This window comes from Pontimicrobium sp. SW4, assembly GCF_039954625.1.
GTDB lineage: Bacteria > Bacteroidota > Bacteroidia > Flavobacteriales > Flavobacteriaceae > Pontimicrobium.
In genome coordinates, this window is record NZ_CP157199.1 from 3,379,688 (window position 1) to 3,393,821 (window position 14,134).

Genomic DNA, 14,134 nt, shown 5'->3' on the forward strand with positions numbered 1-14,134 from the left:
TGAATTTACATCAACTTATTTAGTTCCACTTTTAAGGATTCCTTCAAAGAATCAGAATCAGAGTATATTAAGAATCGCTGAGATTGGATGTCAATAGGAAGGTCTTTAGGCTCCTTTGAAACTAGGATTACTGATTTATCCATTGCTTGTGCTACTCCTAATTCGTACAATACATTGGGGTTTCTTCCATTAATATTTGCAATAATTATTCGAGATTTTGCCATATATCTAAGCATTTCAGGAAAAATATCTCCTTTGAATTCTTTTTCATCTCCTCTAATACATTTAAATCCTAAATTTTCACAAGTAGCTTTAATTATTTTAAACTCATCATAATATCGGTCATTGAAGGGTGTTAAAACGAAAATTAAACGGTTATCAATATTCAGTTCATTTTCTGAGATTCCGTGAGCTTTAAGAAAACCCGAATGATAAGTTATGCGTCTTTCTTTAATTAATTCTTCTTTTTCAAGGTATTCTTTATTGAGAAGGAGATGGTTAACATCTCGCCATCTTTCTTCATTTTGCACCAGTCTATCATTTAAGCCATACATTTTCTGCTCCAAAGTATGTCTAATGCTATCGAGAACAGCTTTGTTGTTTTCCTTATCATATCTGCTTTTCTTGAGATTTGCATATAAAAGGAATGCTATTGCACTAACGGAAATACTTGCAACGGCTGTAATTATTATCGTTATGCTATTAATCTCCATCTTTATTTATGTTTAGTTCGGTATTCTCAGTTTGATTTGGGTTCTCTGTTTTTAATAAAACACCTGTGGACTGCATTAATGCGAATATGGATATTGCCATATTTATGCAGAGCAGAAGTACCCAAAAGTTATTTTTACGCTCATAGAGTTTCAGGCTTTTTCTCCATAAAATGACGACTAGGACTGATACTACTATAAAAGCTATGGTAAGAAATAAACCTTCACTAGGGTCAGCGGGTTTAGATATTGTAAAAGCAATCAAAAATGATATTGAAAGAAAAATGACATCAACAGGTAGTTCGCATAATGCTTGTATTATATTAGGTACTTCAATATTTCTGTCGATTGAGAGCTTTAAACCAAATGCCAATACTAGTAGGGTAAGGGGTAGTATAATTTCTAAATGTTCCATCATATTTTATTCTTTAGTTGAAACAAGAAGTTCTCGAACATCAATTTCCAGAACATTAGCAATCTGAAACAAAGTTTCAACCCTTGGTTGCATTTCGTTTCTGCACCATTTGGAAACAGTAGTTCGGTTCATTTCCAATTGGTCAGCTAGCCAATTATTGGTTTTTCCTTGTTCCGCTAAAACTGCCTTTATACGATTATAAATTTCTTTATTCATGATGAATATTTATCGTTAAAAATCAAATATAGTAACTTCATTTGAGATGTTATTCGCATTATTTTATGCTTTACAGTGTTCATTTAAATATTTTTAATAACTTTGTTATGCTTTAAAGGCATAATAATATTCTTTTAAAGTTTTTTTTGAATAGTTTAAAATTTAATTATGAGCAAAAGATATACCAAAGCCGATTTAGAAGAAATTGTCTATAAACAATTAGAAAATCTAAATGCAATGCACGATTTATTGAGGATAATGAAAGTCCAAAATGACTTGATTCAAAGTATCAATCAAACACTTCGGGAGGAAATTGGTCAATTCAAGGAGAAACAAGTCATGTATCCAACAGGAAGAAAGTCAAAATCGTAACTATTGAGAGCGGTGGGAAGATTAAGCTCTTTTGGTTTTTCAGTGTTGGATTCTGTGGTGGTAAAAACCAAATGTGCTTAATGTGCGGTTGGCTTTTTCCGAATGAAACACAACGGTCTCGGCTATGAGTAGTTGCATGGGTTAGCACTTAACTTTGCAAGTACACACCAAACTGAAAATCCGCGAGGATTTTCAGAAGTAGGCGAGAACAAGCAATTACTTATAGCCATTGTTGTAGCCAGTTTTTATTCGGATTATTCTTTTAAATAACTCTTCCTTGTCTTTTGGCTTCAGCATCCTTTCTTGCCCCATACATCATTCCAAGTAACATTCCAACACCAATTCCTATAGATAATCCAATACTTATCCCTAAACTTGGGCTAATAGCAGTTCCAATTGATAAACCTATTCCTGTTCCTAAACTCATTCCGTAAATCATTCCTAATTCTGTGTAATATTTTTCAGTCGTGAAAGAAAATTCATTTTTCAGAAATGCCTTAAATTCAGAAAGCTTTTGTTTGTAGTATTTTTTTTGGTTTTCCGTTGTTGTCTTTAAATTCAATGAAGAAAGTTTTTCTTGTATTAATCGCGATTGATTTTCAGTTAAATCTCTTTTTTCCAAAGAGGATAATGCTCGAATAAAACAGTTATAAACTTTTTTTTCAGATTTTCTATCCGTTTGAGATAGTAAAGTGTTTAATAATTCGGAAGCATTGTTTATGTTCATCATACTTTATAGGTCGTTTATTTTTTTTATTGTTACATCCGGTTTTATCTTTCCGTAGTTTCTTAAATTGGCTACAACGGTTATGTATAAGATTAGTGCGGTTTTGTGCGCGAGGATTTTCCGCAGGAAAATCAGATGTAACAAAACAGGACTAATCGCTAGATTAAGCACAGACCCGAGCATTAATTTTATACTTTGTTGTGCAACGTTTTTTATTTTAAAATTGACTAACTACTTTTAAAAGCATTGCAGTTGGTGCAATTATTAATCCAATGTAAAATATATATTTTCCGTGTTTTCTATCATTTTCCGAATATGAATAAACCTTTTGTCCATTTGGCAAAGTCTTTTTCGATGTCCAAAGGAAATATCCAATTATTAGTCCCAAAAAACCACCTAAAATTGAAAAAACATAACCTCCAATAATCCAAGGTTTTTGATTTCCTTCGGGTTTTGCTAAATCTTTTAATCGTTCGTTTTTTAATGAGTTCAGAAGTTCCTTATCAACCGATTTACCTCTTTGCTTTAAAATTTTTTGAGCAAGAGTGTAGTCAAACGCATTCCATTCATCAGACTTTAATAAGACTTCATAAAGTTCCTCGTCAGTAAATTCAAATAAATAGTAGTCCTTGTCAATTTGGTCAATTAATTCCTCCGCATTTTTCTCTAGAATTTCTTCAGCTTTTTTGAAGTCAGATTGTTTAATTCGGATTTCAACTTGATTATTTAAAGTGCTTCCAGAGAAAGTTACATCAACAGGTGGAACGTTGTCCGCAAGAATTGATTCAATTCCGTTTTCGTTTAACAAGTCTTTCAATTCAGTAGCTTGTTCTAAAGTCGAGAATTTTCTAAATATCGAGTAATTTTCTTTCATTTACGGGTTTTGTTCAAATGTTGCACAACGTTTTTGTATATGGAAAGTTGCGTGTTTGTGAGCGAGGATTTTCCGCAGGAAAATCAGAGTTAGCAAACGTGCAACGACCTTTGTTTAAGCCCAACACCAGCAATTTTTTATATACGGTGTTGGCAATAGTTATTTTTTTAAATACTCCTTTACGAATTTCAGTTCCGATTTATTGTCAATTTGAGAATTCGAAACGCAGACGCTTGTCCACAATTTTCCATTCTCGTCTATTTTCCCAAAAACTAAATATTTTTTGTTTTTCTCAAAGAAGTAGTCGCAATTATTTTTTTCTTCTTTTTCTTCAATAAGTTTTTGGTTCGGCAGTATTTTTTTTCCGCGATACAGTTTTATAGTTTCAAACTTTCCATCTCCAACATAATTCCCGTAAAAAATTACAGTCGAACTTTTAAAACTGCCTTCTAATTTCAGTTCCGATTGACTTTTTTCACTTGTAATCGGGTAAGTTTTGCATTCACACGCAAAAGATTGATTGAAATAAGTCAAAAATATTATAAGTATTATCGTTCTCATTAGGTTTCTCTAATTATTGCCAACGTGTTCGTGTATGGTTAGTTGCGTTGGCTAGAACTAAGTTAGCAAAAGAAAACGAACCAGAGGAAAATCCGTAGGATTTTCCGAGTAGGTAAGAACCAAGCAATTGACTATACACGTTGTTGGCTACAGTTTTTTTAATTCTTTTAATATAATTTTTCCTAATTCAAAAAAGGCATTACTCCAATTCATTTCTTTTTTTTCCGCATATAAAGATACTTGATTCGGCCATCCTTGATTCGAGCCATAAATATTATGTTTAGATTCAAGATGATTTTTTAGAGTGGATGTGAAACATTTATTGTCAGAACCAGCTTGAAATCCGTGAATAAATGAAGTTATTGTGTTTCTATCAATTGGATAAATCCACATAGAAGTTCTTTCTATAAAATGGTCTAGAGTTTTAAGTTCTTTAATAGTCATTTCCAATTCGATTCAATTCAAGAGTTTAAAAAATCCTTTTTGTTTTGGTATCTGAAAATCTTAATAAGTAAACCAACAATAGACAGAAAGACTAAAATGTTAATTCCGCCTCCAATAATTCCAAAAGTTAAAGGCTCCATTTTTGTATTAGTAAGAATTAATGACATTGATAGGTTTAATCCGATTCTTAAAATCAAACTTATTATTACGAGATATACTAAATACTTTGCTTTCATAAATTGCTTATGGGATTTTCAAATTGTTGCCATCGTCCACTGTGTATGGCGTAGTGAGGCGCGCCTCACGGAGAGCCATAATTGCGCCTCATTCGCTATACACGCTGATGTGTGTAGTTTCGTGAGGAGTTCTCGTAGACTCGAATAAATATACAATTAATTTGGCGAGGTGCAATTAACAGTGGACGATGGTATGTAATTAGTAGAAAGGAAGCGTTTGCAAAACGCGATTCTACGTGCCGCAGGCAATTACATACCATCTAGTTATATGTGGACTAATATACTCATTATCCCAAATTATTCTCGGGATAATAGGAACTTTTGTTCCACTTTATTGGTTTTTGTTACTTGCTCTATAGCATAATCCAATGGGCTTTTTATATCTAATAAATCTTTACGTGCTACATGGGTGTAAATCATTGTTGTTTCGGGCTTTACATGACCAAGTAATTCTTGTATATGTCTTAGACCAACACCACTCTCAAGTAAATGTGTCGCATAGCTGTGTCTTAACGTATGTGGAGTAATACGCCTATCAATATTAGCGGCTTTACATGATCGCGATAAAAACTTTCTAACACTACTTGCTGAATATGGTTTGCCAATAGCACCTTCAACAAAATAAACTTTAGGCTTATAAGTCATTAAATAATTTTGCAATAAAGGCATAAAACTATCGGCAAGGGTGACATATCTATCTTTTCGTCCTTTTGCTTGATGAATAAAAAGCTGTTTTCTATGTATTTGAATATTAGCTAATTTCAAATGCAACAATTCGCCAATACGTAATCCAGTTGAATAAATAAGTGCTAATATCGCTCTATGTTTTAAATTTTTAGTGCATTGTATTATGGTAATCATTTCCTCTTGTGAGAGTACAGTAGGTAGAAGTTTAGATTTAGTTGGTCTAGTTAGTGCTAAATCACTAATGCCAGTTTTGGGATAAAAAACAATAAACTGTTTCACTGCACTAATAAATTGACGCTGCGTGCTAATAGAATATTTTCGTTTAATAAATACCATCTCAATAAACATTTCAACATCCTTAACGGTTAAATGTTTTAAAGCTTTATTGTTGTGGAACTCTATAAAATCAGCTATAAAAAAACTATAGGTAAGCACTGTACTTTTACTATAGCGTTTGCCAATTAAATACCTATAAAAATTATTTAGGATATCCTTGTTTTGCTGTGTTAAATGTCTTTTTCGCTTATTTGGAAATTTTGCTTTTATGTCAGTTTTTTTATCGAACAGCAAACGGTTATCAATGTAGGCATGACCCTTAAAAATTGAATAAATCTGTTTCAAATTTTCTGAATTATTTTTTATATACCAACTTTTTAATGTGGTACTCCATTTAGCATTTGGTAAATGTTTTACAACATTTATTAAGGACCAATTATGTTTGAAACTAATAAGAATTTGGTTTTGTTTTCTATGAATTACTTTTGAAAGAGTTAATATTGGTAATCTACTCATAATGATAGTGTTAATGCGACTTTAAATCTACAAAAACTATACAATTTAGCCTAATAAAGCGTATTTATAAAAACCAATAAGTTAAATAACAAAAAAGTGGAATATTAAACTACTACTTTTTTAACCTCTTTATTGCTGAAAAAGCTTTATCTACAAAATCTTCTTCTACTAAAATGGTAAATTCGTTGGTAGTAGAAACAACTTCATATAAAGTAATACCTTCCCATGCTAAGCGTTTAAAAAAATGGTAATATAAGCCAGCAATTTTAGAGTTTTCTTCAGGCAAATTTATACTTATAGCAGACAGCCCATCTTGAATGGCTATAAGGTTTTCATCTTTAAAACATTCCATAATAAAAGGCTTTAAACTGCTGGAAATAATAATATTACTTTCATGTATACCTCTCGTGAAGGTGTAAAATAATTTAGATTGACCTTTTACTTTTTCTAATATTTTAGAATGATTTTGTATTAATGTATGAGAGTTTTTAACTGTAAAATCAGTAAGGTTAGAACGTACAGTGATATCGCCTAAGTTATTGATGATTTTTTTCATCTTTAACGAATGCCCTGGAACCATAGGTGAATTATAGCGCCTTAAAGCCATCATAATAGCTGCCGATTTTACAGGTTTTTTTAGCATATTGCTAATTGGTTGTTGCAGTTCTTCGGCTAAGGCACTGTAATTTATGATGCCTCGCGATAAAGCTTCTTCTAAATATGGTTGTGTAATAAGTACATCTTCTACACAGCTTGCAATTGTTTTCATGTGTTAAATAATTAACAATATGTGCAAATTTAAACTTTTTTATTAAAAAAAGTGGTGGTAGTTATTATCTTATTTAGTTTTGATATTAAATTATTTATATGAAATGAGCCATAACAATTGAGAGGATACCAACCGAGATGTTCAATGGCGAATTCCATATGACAATTAAATAGTAATAAAAAAAGAACAGATGAAAGTTTTAAAATTTGGAGGTACCTCTGTTGGATCTGTAGAAAACATAAACAACGTTAAGAATATTATTGATGATGGACAAAGTAAAATTGTCGTTCTATCCGCAATGTCAGGTACAACAAACGCTTTAGTCTCTATTGCTAATTGTATTGCAGATGGTAAATCCAATAAAGCATTAGATCAAATAAATGAATTGCATACCCATTACTTTAATACGTTAGAGAACTTACTTACAAATGAAACCTATAAAGAAGCTGCAAAAGAATATGTTAACTCTATTTTTAATTTTCTAGTAGAATCTACTTACTCAAACTATTCTACTTTGTTAGAAAATAAAATTATTGCCCAAGGTGAATTGTTATCCACATATATGTTTAATAGCTTTTTAAATCAAGAAGGTATTAAATCTACTTTACTTTCAGCTTTAGAATTTATGAGAATAGATAAAACAAAAGAGCCAGATTTTTTCTATATAAAGCAGCATTTTAATACGGTATTTAATAACGCTAATACAGCTACTATATATGTAACTCAAGGTTTTATTTGTATAGATGAACACGGAAACATTTCAAATTTGCAACGTGGAGGGAGCGATTATACAGCTACTATTCTAGGTGCAGTTACAAAGGCTGAAGAAGTTCAAATATGGACAGATATTGATGGGATGCATAATAACGACCCTAGATATGTAGAGCACACACAGCCAATTAAAAACTTGTCTTATGATGAAGCAGCAGAATTAGCATATTTTGGAGCAAAAATATTACATCCTCAAACTGTAACACCAGTTAGAATTGATAATATTCCTGTGCGATTAAAAAACACAATGAATCCGTTAGCTCAAGGAACTTTAATCACTAATAACAATTCAAAAAGCGGAATTAAAGCAATTGCTGCGAAAGACAATATAACAGCAATAAAAATTAAATCTGGTAGAATGCTACAGGCTCATGGTTTCTTAAAAAAAGTTTTCGAGATTTTCGAGGCATTTGAAACATCTATAGATATGATTACCACATCTGAAGTTGCAGTGTCCTTGACTATTGATGATGATTCTAATCTTGACAATATTATAACTGAATTAGAAAAAATTGCATTAATTGAGGTAGACAGAAATCAAAGTATTATATGTTTGGTTGGACACTCAATTGTACATCATCCAAAAACATTTAAATTATTTCAAGTTTTAAAAGATGTAAATGTAAGAATGATTTCTTACGGAGGAAGTAATAATAATATATCTCTACTAGTTCCGACCTCTAGGAAAAAGGATACTTTAGAGAAATTACAGAACTATATTTTTAAGCTTATAGCTTAGTTAATTAGAAAAGGTTGTACTACTGTAGTATAACCTTTTATTCTTTCCAACGAATAGTCTCCATAATATGCTGAATATCTTTCTTTAAATAATCTGCCGCTGGAAGAATAGAATCGTAATTTGGTTTAGCATAAAAGTATAAAGACCCAGTAACGAAATGGTTTATACTATCAGTTACATAAAACTGTGATTGTGAAGCTGCATTTCCACCAACTTCATAAAACATCCCATAAACTTTATTCATAGGGTCTAAAAAAGGTTGTTCTATAATTTCATCGGCTCTTTGAGAATGTTTTTGAGTAATATTTTGTGCATCTATTAAGTAGGGTTCTAGGTTCTTATTAATAATCTCTTTGTAGGTAATATAAATAGTGCCTTTTAACGAAGGGTAAGAAATGTCTAAACTATAAGACTTTTCATCAGGAGACACTTTTATATTGCTAATATCTCTAGCAAACATATTTTTTTCGAAAGCAAAAGGAAGCTCAGATTCAATTGGTATATATTGATGCGCAGGATATTCTAATCGTAAAAACGCTTTTGGTTTAGGAATTGGATCATTTCCACAAGAAATGCAGCACACTGTTAATACTAATAAAAAGATATTTCTCATTTAATTAATGGTGATTTTTACTTGTTTAATGCGTTTTTTATCTAAAGATTCTATAGTAAAAACGTAATTCTCAAAATTTATTTTACTATCTAATTTTGGAAAGTTTCCAGAAATTTCCAAAACAAATCCTGCAATAGTTTCTGCTTCTCCTTTTTTGTCTTCAAAAACACTTTCATCTTCAGCTTTAATAATACGATAAAAATCTTTTAAAGTTGTTTTACCATCAAAAACAAAGTTATTATTATCTAATTTTGAATAGATGAGATCATCATCATCAAACTCATCACTTATATCACCAACAATTTCTTCAATAACATCTTCTAAAGATACAATTCCTGAAGTACCTCCATACTCATCAACTACAACAGCTAGATGGACTTTCTTTTCTTGGAATTCTTGCATTAAATCGTCCAGCTTTTTATTCTCAGGAACAAAAAAAGGGTCGCGTAGTAAAGAGGTCCAATTAAATTGCTTTTTTCCTATATGAGGCAACAAATCTTTTACATATAATATGCCTATAACATTATCGACATTATCTTGATATACAGGAATTCGAGAATAGCCATTTTTAATAATTTCTGGAACGATATCGATATATTTAGTGGTATTGTCTAGAGCAAAAATATCTATTCTCGGACGCATTACTTGTTTGGTGTCAGTATTTCCAAATGATACGATGCCTTGTAGTATTTTATGCTCCTCTTTAGTAGTGTCTTCTTCGCTAGTTAGTTCTAATGCTTGAGATAATTGGTCAACACTAATATTAGATTTTTGCTTTCCTAACTTATTATGTATTGCAATAGTAATACTTCGCATAGGTAAACTTAAAGGAGAAATTAGTACATCTAAAACGCGTAATGGATACGCCATAAATTTTGCAAATTTCAGACTATTTCTACTCGCATAAATTTTAGGTAAAATTTCACCAAATAATAAAATTAGAAAAGTGACTACACCAACTTCAATTAAAAACTTAAACCAAGTAGGAGATAAATTTGCAAAGTAAAACTCGCTTAAATATGCAAACAATATAACTATGGCAATATTTATAAAGTTATTTGCTACCAAAATAGTCGCTAAAAGCTTCTTAGGTTTTTCTAATAACTTATAGATAATTTCTAGAGGTTTTGATTCTTCAGTAGAATTATCAAAATCTGATTGCGTTAGCGAAAACAATGCAACTTCGGCACCAGAAATTAATGCAGAACATAGTAACAGTAAAAAAAACAATATAATTCCAGATACTGTTGAAGTATCTATGGCAGTAAGAGATATTGTTAAACTAATGGGGTCAGAATCCAAATTTATACGTTTTGGTTAATATTAAAATGGTAAATCATCATTATCATCTCCAATAGGTTCACTTACTTGGTTTTGTGTTGACTGAGTGGCTGAGGCTTGAGAAGTTCCCGGAGTATTACCACTTTCGTTTTTGGTTGTTAAAAATGTAAAGTCGTTACAATAAATTTCGGTTGAATAGCGATCATTACCCTTGTCATCTTGCCATTTACGTGTTTTAATTCTTCCTTCTATATATACCTTATCGCCTTTACTTAAGTATTTTTCACAAATTTCAGCTGCTTTATTACGTACAACAATGTTGTGCCATTCAGTATTAGTCACACGTTCATTGGTTTGCTTATTTGTATAAGTCTCGTTGGTTGCTAAAGGAAAACGACCAACACAATTTTTATCATCAAAATAATGCATTTTCACTTCATCTCCTAAATGCCCAATTAGCATTACTTTGTTTAACGTTCCTGACATAATAAATTGTTTTAGACCACAAAATTAGTGGTTTTTAAATTGATTTATTTAAAAGTAATAAAAAAGCTTTTAAAAATTAAATTGCTCAATAAAATTTCCGATTAATATTGGTACAGGATATTGTCTAATTGTTGATATAGGAATACTTCCTTTAGGAAGAGTATGAGCTTCAATAACCCAAAACTTAGTATACAAATGTTGATGGGATAGTTTATGAATTATGTCATTGTCATTATATAAACTAAGTTCATATGCATTCTCATTTAATAAATCCTTAATTTTTGAATGCGACTTTAAGTTTTCTCTCGTCAAACTTTTTTGTGACTCTATTAAAGGAAACTGATATAGGTTTTGCCAAATGCCTTTTTCAGTTCGCTGTTCGAGTATAGTTTTGCTATCATTAGAAAGAAACACCAAAAAATTAAAATACTTTTTGCTAATCTTAGTCTTTTTAAGCTTTACAGGAAGCACACTAATTTTATTTAGGTTCAAAGCTTTGCAACTAATACTTAAAGGACATTCATTACAATTAGGATTTGCTGGTTTGCATTGTACAGCGCCAAACTCCATAATGGCTTGATTGTAATCGCCAATATTAGCTTTTGGAAGAAGTTGTTGCGCTAAGGCTTTAAACTCTTTAATACCCTTTGCAGAATTAATTGGTGTGTCAATATTAAAACATCTAGATAAAACCCTGTATACATTTCCGTCGACTACAGCAGTAGATTCATCATAGCAAATAGATGCAATAGCGCTTGCTGTATAATCGCCAACACCTTTAAGTTTTAGCAATTCTTTATAAGTTTTAGGAAAATTACCCTGTAGTTCTTTTGAAATGTATTTGGCCGAAAAATGTAAATTTCGAGCTCTAGAATAGTACCCTAGACCTTGCCACAATTTTAAAACCTCTGATTCTTTAGCATTTGCAAGTTCATTTACAGTAGGAAATTTGTTTACAAAAGCTTCGTAATATGGCTGCCCTTGTTTAATTTGTGTTTGTTGTAAAATAATTTCAGATAGCCATATTAAATAAGGATTCTTAGTTCTTCTCCAAGGCAAATCACGTTTATGTACTGAATACCAGCTAATTAAAATATCAGAAAAAATCATTTAAAAAATATATGAGCTGCAAAAATAAACGTTTATTGGATTAAAATTTAATGATTTAGGCTTGAAATATTGAATATAAAATACATATATTTGCACCCTTATAATAAATAGATAACCCTAAAAATAATTAATAATGACGAAGGCTGATATAGTAGCTAAAATTTCTGAGAAATTAGGAATTGAAAAAGGAGATGTACAAGCAACAGTAGAAACTTTTATGACAGAAGTTAAAAACTCTTTAGAAGGAGGAGATAATGTTTACTTAAGAGGTTTTGGTAGTTTCATCGTAAAAACAAGAGCAGAGAAAACAGGTAGAAATATTTCAAAAAATACAACTATTAAAATTCCAGCTCATAATATACCAGCATTTAAGCCTGCTAAAGTTTTTGTAGAAGGTGTTAAAGCAAATGTTGAAGTAAAATAAGACATTAAAAAAAGTATTAATTTAAAAAAGCATTATTTATGCCAAGTGGTAAAAAACGTAAAAGACACAAGGTAGCGACGCATAAGCGTAAAAAAAGAAGACGCGCTAATCGTCACAAGAAAAAATAATTTGAAAAAGTAGTTGTACAACTACTTTTTCAGTTTTATTTAAAAATCGTTCTTTGATATTAAATTCATGTATTAATTATGTTACTACCTAACGTAATCATGAATTTCCTGGATTAAAACCCTGTGAATCAAATAATATGTTTAATCCATCTGTACATTAATTGTATGGATAAAAATTAACAAAATGAATAAAGAATTGATCATTAGATCTAGTTCAAACAATGTTGATTTTGCCTTATTAAAAGATGGAAAACTTATTGAATTACAAAAAGATGAAGGTGGCAGCAATTTTTCGGTTGGCGATGTGTTTTTAGCCAAAATTCGAAAATCTGTTCCAGGTCTAAATGCCGCATTTGTTAATGTAGGTTATGAGAAAGATGCATTTTTGCATTATCATGATTTAGGTCCTAAACTTCCTTCCCTTTTAAAATTCATCAAACGTGTAAGCACAGGTAAACTTAAAGATTACTCTTTAAAAGATTTCCCATTTGAAAAAGATATTGATAAAGACGGCAAAATTAATGATGCCATAAAATCAAATCAGTCTGCATTAGTGCAAATCGTTAAAGAACCTATTTCTACTAAAGGACCGAGAATTAGTTCGGAAATATCCATTGCAGGTAGATATTTGGTATTAGTCCCTTTTTCTGACCGTATTTCAATTTCTCAAAAAATTGAGAGTAGAGAAGAAAAAGACAGATTAAAACGATTATTAAAAAGTATTACTCCCAAAGGATTTGGAGTAATTGTACGTACAGTTGCAGAAGGCAAAAAAGTAGCAGAACTAGACAGAGATTTACAAAATTTGTACGATCGTTGGATCGCAATGTGTAAAAAGCTACAAAGAGCAAGTCATCCAAGTAAAGTATTAGGAGAAATGAATAAAGCTTCTTCAATTTTAAGAGACATATTTAATGATTCTTTTTCCTCAATAGTAGTAGATGATGAATCGCTTTACATTCAAATTAAAGATTATGTGCAAGAAATTGCACCAAAAAAAGAATCAATAGTTAAGTTGTATCAGTCTAACGTTCCAATTTTTGAAAAATTTGGAATAGAAAGACAAATTAAAACATCCTTTGGACGAACTGTTTCTATGGCAAAAGGGGCGTATTTGGTAATAGAACATACCGAGGCACTTCATGTAATAGATGTAAACAGTGGTAATCGTTCTAATAAAGCAAAAAGCCAAGAGGATACAGCATTAGAAGTTAATTTAATTTCGGCATCAGAAGTTGCAAGACAGTTACGTTTACGTGATATGGGAGGCATTATTGTTATCGATTTTATAGATATGGCTTCTGCTGATCATAGGAGGAAGCTCTTTAATCATCTTCGTGATGAAATGAAAGATGATAGAGCAAAACACAAAATTTTGCCTCCAAGTAAATTTGGATTGATACAAATAACCAGACAACGAGTAAGACCTGAAATGAACATTAAAACCCGAGAGGAAAACCCTAATGGAGTTGTTAATGGAAATGAGGTTGAAGCTCCAATTAAGATTGTAGAAAAAATCAAACATGATCTGGACTTGATTATTAAAAAAGACTATAAAAAGGTGACTTTAAACACACATCCTTTTATAGCAGCCTTTTTAACAAAAGGTTTTCCATCACAACGTTCAAAATGGTATTTTGAACATAAAAAATGGGTAAAAATATTACCAAGAGATGCTTACACATATCTAGAGTATCATTTTTTAGACAAAAATGGTAACGAAATTACATTATAAAAAAAGCCTTACTCAATGCGAGTAAGGCTTTTTTGATTTAATGA

Annotated in this window: 18 protein-coding genes; 4 read left to right on the top strand and 14 right to left on the bottom strand. The window is 30.9% G+C overall.

All coding sequences use genetic code 11. The annotated features are described in order from the left end of the window. Positions 1-5 precede the first annotated feature (5 nt). Genes ABGB03_RS15490 through ABGB03_RS15500 form a run of 3 tightly spaced genes read right to left on the bottom strand, consistent with a single transcriptional unit; the run spans position 6 to position 1,341 of the window. Positions 6-713, bottom strand: a complete 708-nt coding sequence (locus ABGB03_RS15490) for a hypothetical protein (protein WP_347923671.1) — start codon at positions 711-713, stop codon at positions 6-8. Further along, positions 703-1,128, bottom strand: coding sequence for a hypothetical protein (locus tag ABGB03_RS15495; protein ID WP_347923673.1), 426 nt, complete (start codon positions 1,126-1,128; stop codon positions 703-705). The genes ABGB03_RS15490 and ABGB03_RS15495 overlap by 11 nt, the downstream gene beginning before the upstream one ends. A 3-nt stretch (positions 1,129-1,131) precedes the next feature. After that, a complete protein-coding gene (locus ABGB03_RS15500; protein WP_347923675.1) occupies positions 1,132-1,341 on the bottom strand; it encodes a helix-turn-helix transcriptional regulator in 210 nt (69 codons plus the stop codon). A 168-nt stretch (positions 1,342-1,509) separates the two neighbouring features. Between ABGB03_RS15500 and ABGB03_RS15505 the strand changes: the two genes are divergently transcribed. Further along, on the top strand, positions 1,510-1,713 hold the full coding sequence (locus ABGB03_RS15505; protein WP_347923677.1) for a hypothetical protein: 204 nt from the start codon (positions 1,510-1,512) through the stop codon (positions 1,711-1,713). Positions 1,714-1,975: 262 nt separating this feature from the next. Here ABGB03_RS15505 and ABGB03_RS15510 read toward each other — a convergent pair whose 3' ends face one another. From ABGB03_RS15510 to ABGB03_RS15540, 7 genes are all read right to left on the bottom strand, one after another. After that, on the bottom strand, positions 1,976-2,443 hold the full coding sequence (locus ABGB03_RS15510) for a hypothetical protein (RefSeq protein ID WP_347923679.1): 468 nt from the start codon (positions 2,441-2,443) through the stop codon (positions 1,976-1,978). Positions 2,444-2,657: 214 nt separating this feature from the next. Beyond that, positions 2,658-3,314, bottom strand: a complete 657-nt coding sequence (locus tag ABGB03_RS15515) for a hypothetical protein (protein ID WP_347923681.1) — start codon at positions 3,312-3,314, stop codon at positions 2,658-2,660. A 159-nt stretch (positions 3,315-3,473) separates the two neighbouring features. Continuing rightward, entirely contained in the window at positions 3,474-3,875 is a 402-nt protein-coding gene (locus ABGB03_RS15520; protein WP_347923683.1) for a hypothetical protein, read from the bottom strand. A gap of 147 nt (positions 3,876-4,022) precedes the next feature. Continuing rightward, complete coding sequence (locus ABGB03_RS15525; protein WP_347923685.1) at positions 4,023-4,319, bottom strand: hypothetical protein; 297 nt, start codon at positions 4,317-4,319, stop codon at positions 4,023-4,025. A 17-nt stretch (positions 4,320-4,336) separates the two neighbouring features. Further along, on the bottom strand, positions 4,337-4,486 hold the full coding sequence (locus tag ABGB03_RS15530) for a hypothetical protein (RefSeq protein WP_347923687.1): 150 nt from the start codon (positions 4,484-4,486) through the stop codon (positions 4,337-4,339). A gap of 366 nt (positions 4,487-4,852) precedes the next feature. Further along, positions 4,853-6,034, bottom strand: coding sequence for a site-specific integrase (locus tag ABGB03_RS15535; RefSeq protein ID WP_347923689.1), 1,182 nt, complete (start codon positions 6,032-6,034; stop codon positions 4,853-4,855). Between the two features lie 112 nt (positions 6,035-6,146). Further along, a complete protein-coding gene (locus ABGB03_RS15540) occupies positions 6,147-6,803 on the bottom strand; it encodes a hypothetical protein (RefSeq protein WP_347923691.1) in 657 nt (218 codons plus the stop codon). 190 nt (positions 6,804-6,993) lie between these two features. Here ABGB03_RS15540 and ABGB03_RS15545 point away from each other — a divergent pair, with 190 nt between their 5' ends. Then, positions 6,994-8,313, top strand: coding sequence for an aspartate kinase (locus tag ABGB03_RS15545; protein ID WP_347923692.1), 1,320 nt, complete (start codon positions 6,994-6,996; stop codon positions 8,311-8,313). Positions 8,314-8,350: 37 nt separating this feature from the next. Here ABGB03_RS15545 and gldD read toward each other — a convergent pair whose 3' ends face one another. The 4 genes from gldD to mutY all read right to left on the bottom strand — a co-directional run bounded on the left by gldD (position 8,351) and on the right by mutY (position 11,803). Further along, positions 8,351-8,926, bottom strand: coding sequence for a gliding motility lipoprotein GldD (gene gldD / locus ABGB03_RS15550; protein ID WP_347923694.1), 576 nt, complete (start codon positions 8,924-8,926; stop codon positions 8,351-8,353). After that, the gene (locus tag ABGB03_RS15555) at positions 8,927-10,228 is read right to left on the bottom strand and encodes a gliding motility-associated protein GldE (protein WP_347923696.1); all 1,302 of its coding nucleotides are present in this window, start codon (positions 10,226-10,228) and stop codon (positions 8,927-8,929) included. Between the two features lie 21 nt (positions 10,229-10,249). Further along, complete coding sequence (ssb, locus tag ABGB03_RS15560) at positions 10,250-10,693, bottom strand: single-stranded DNA-binding protein (RefSeq protein ID WP_347923698.1); 444 nt, start codon at positions 10,691-10,693, stop codon at positions 10,250-10,252. Positions 10,694-10,762: 69 nt separating this feature from the next. Further along, positions 10,763-11,803 carry an A/G-specific adenine glycosylase gene (mutY, locus tag ABGB03_RS15565; protein WP_347923700.1) on the bottom strand — a complete coding sequence of 347 codons (1,041 nt, stop codon included), beginning with the start codon at positions 11,801-11,803 and terminating at the stop codon, positions 10,763-10,765. A 133-nt stretch (positions 11,804-11,936) separates the two neighbouring features. Between mutY and ABGB03_RS15570 the strand changes: the two genes are divergently transcribed. Both ABGB03_RS15570 and ABGB03_RS15575 read left to right on the top strand, forming a co-directional pair. Continuing rightward, on the top strand, positions 11,937-12,227 hold the full coding sequence (locus ABGB03_RS15570) for an HU family DNA-binding protein (protein ID WP_167606817.1): 291 nt from the start codon (positions 11,937-11,939) through the stop codon (positions 12,225-12,227). 312 nt (positions 12,228-12,539) lie between these two features. Continuing rightward, positions 12,540-14,090 carry a ribonuclease E/G gene (locus ABGB03_RS15575; RefSeq protein ID WP_347923703.1) on the top strand — a complete coding sequence of 517 codons (1,551 nt, stop codon included), beginning with the start codon at positions 12,540-12,542 and terminating at the stop codon, positions 14,088-14,090. Positions 14,091-14,134 lie beyond the last annotated feature (44 nt).

What these genes read in the sequence shown, in the direction of transcription:
- ABGB03_RS15490 (WP_347923671.1), bottom strand. Translation starts at nt 713, where the DNA reads ATGGAGATTAATAGCATAACGATAATAATTACAGCCGTTGCAAGTATT.
- ABGB03_RS15495 (WP_347923673.1), bottom strand. Translation starts at nt 1,128, where the DNA reads ATGATGGAACATTTAGAAATTATACTACCCCTTACCCTACTAGTATTG.
- ABGB03_RS15500 (WP_347923675.1), bottom strand. Translation starts at nt 1,341, where the DNA reads ATGAATAAAGAAATTTATAATCGTATAAAGGCAGTTTTAGCGGAACAA.
- ABGB03_RS15505 (WP_347923677.1), top strand. Translation starts at nt 1,510, where the DNA reads ATGAGCAAAAGATATACCAAAGCCGATTTAGAAGAAATTGTCTATAAA.
- ABGB03_RS15510 (WP_347923679.1), bottom strand. Translation starts at nt 2,443, where the DNA reads ATGATGAACATAAACAATGCTTCCGAATTATTAAACACTTTACTATCT.
- ABGB03_RS15515 (WP_347923681.1), bottom strand. Translation starts at nt 3,314, where the DNA reads ATGAAAGAAAATTACTCGATATTTAGAAAATTCTCGACTTTAGAACAA.
- ABGB03_RS15520 (WP_347923683.1), bottom strand. Translation starts at nt 3,875, where the DNA reads ATGAGAACGATAATACTTATAATATTTTTGACTTATTTCAATCAATCT.
- ABGB03_RS15525 (WP_347923685.1), bottom strand. Translation starts at nt 4,319, where the DNA reads ATGACTATTAAAGAACTTAAAACTCTAGACCATTTTATAGAAAGAACT.
- ABGB03_RS15530 (WP_347923687.1), bottom strand. Translation starts at nt 4,486, where the DNA reads ATGTCATTAATTCTTACTAATACAAAAATGGAGCCTTTAACTTTTGGA.
- ABGB03_RS15535 (WP_347923689.1), bottom strand. Translation starts at nt 6,034, where the DNA reads ATGAGTAGATTACCAATATTAACTCTTTCAAAAGTAATTCATAGAAAA.
- ABGB03_RS15540 (WP_347923691.1), bottom strand. Translation starts at nt 6,803, where the DNA reads ATGAAAACAATTGCAAGCTGTGTAGAAGATGTACTTATTACACAACCA.
- ABGB03_RS15545 (WP_347923692.1), top strand. Translation starts at nt 6,994, where the DNA reads ATGAAAGTTTTAAAATTTGGAGGTACCTCTGTTGGATCTGTAGAAAAC.
- gldD (WP_347923694.1), bottom strand. Translation starts at nt 8,926, where the DNA reads ATGAGAAATATCTTTTTATTAGTATTAACAGTGTGCTGCATTTCTTGT.
- ssb (WP_347923698.1), bottom strand. Translation starts at nt 10,693, where the DNA reads ATGTCAGGAACGTTAAACAAAGTAATGCTAATTGGGCATTTAGGAGAT.
- mutY (WP_347923700.1), bottom strand. Translation starts at nt 11,803, where the DNA reads ATGATTTTTTCTGATATTTTAATTAGCTGGTATTCAGTACATAAACGT.
- ABGB03_RS15570 (WP_167606817.1), top strand. Translation starts at nt 11,937, where the DNA reads ATGACGAAGGCTGATATAGTAGCTAAAATTTCTGAGAAATTAGGAATT.
- ABGB03_RS15575 (WP_347923703.1), top strand. Translation starts at nt 12,540, where the DNA reads ATGAATAAAGAATTGATCATTAGATCTAGTTCAAACAATGTTGATTTT.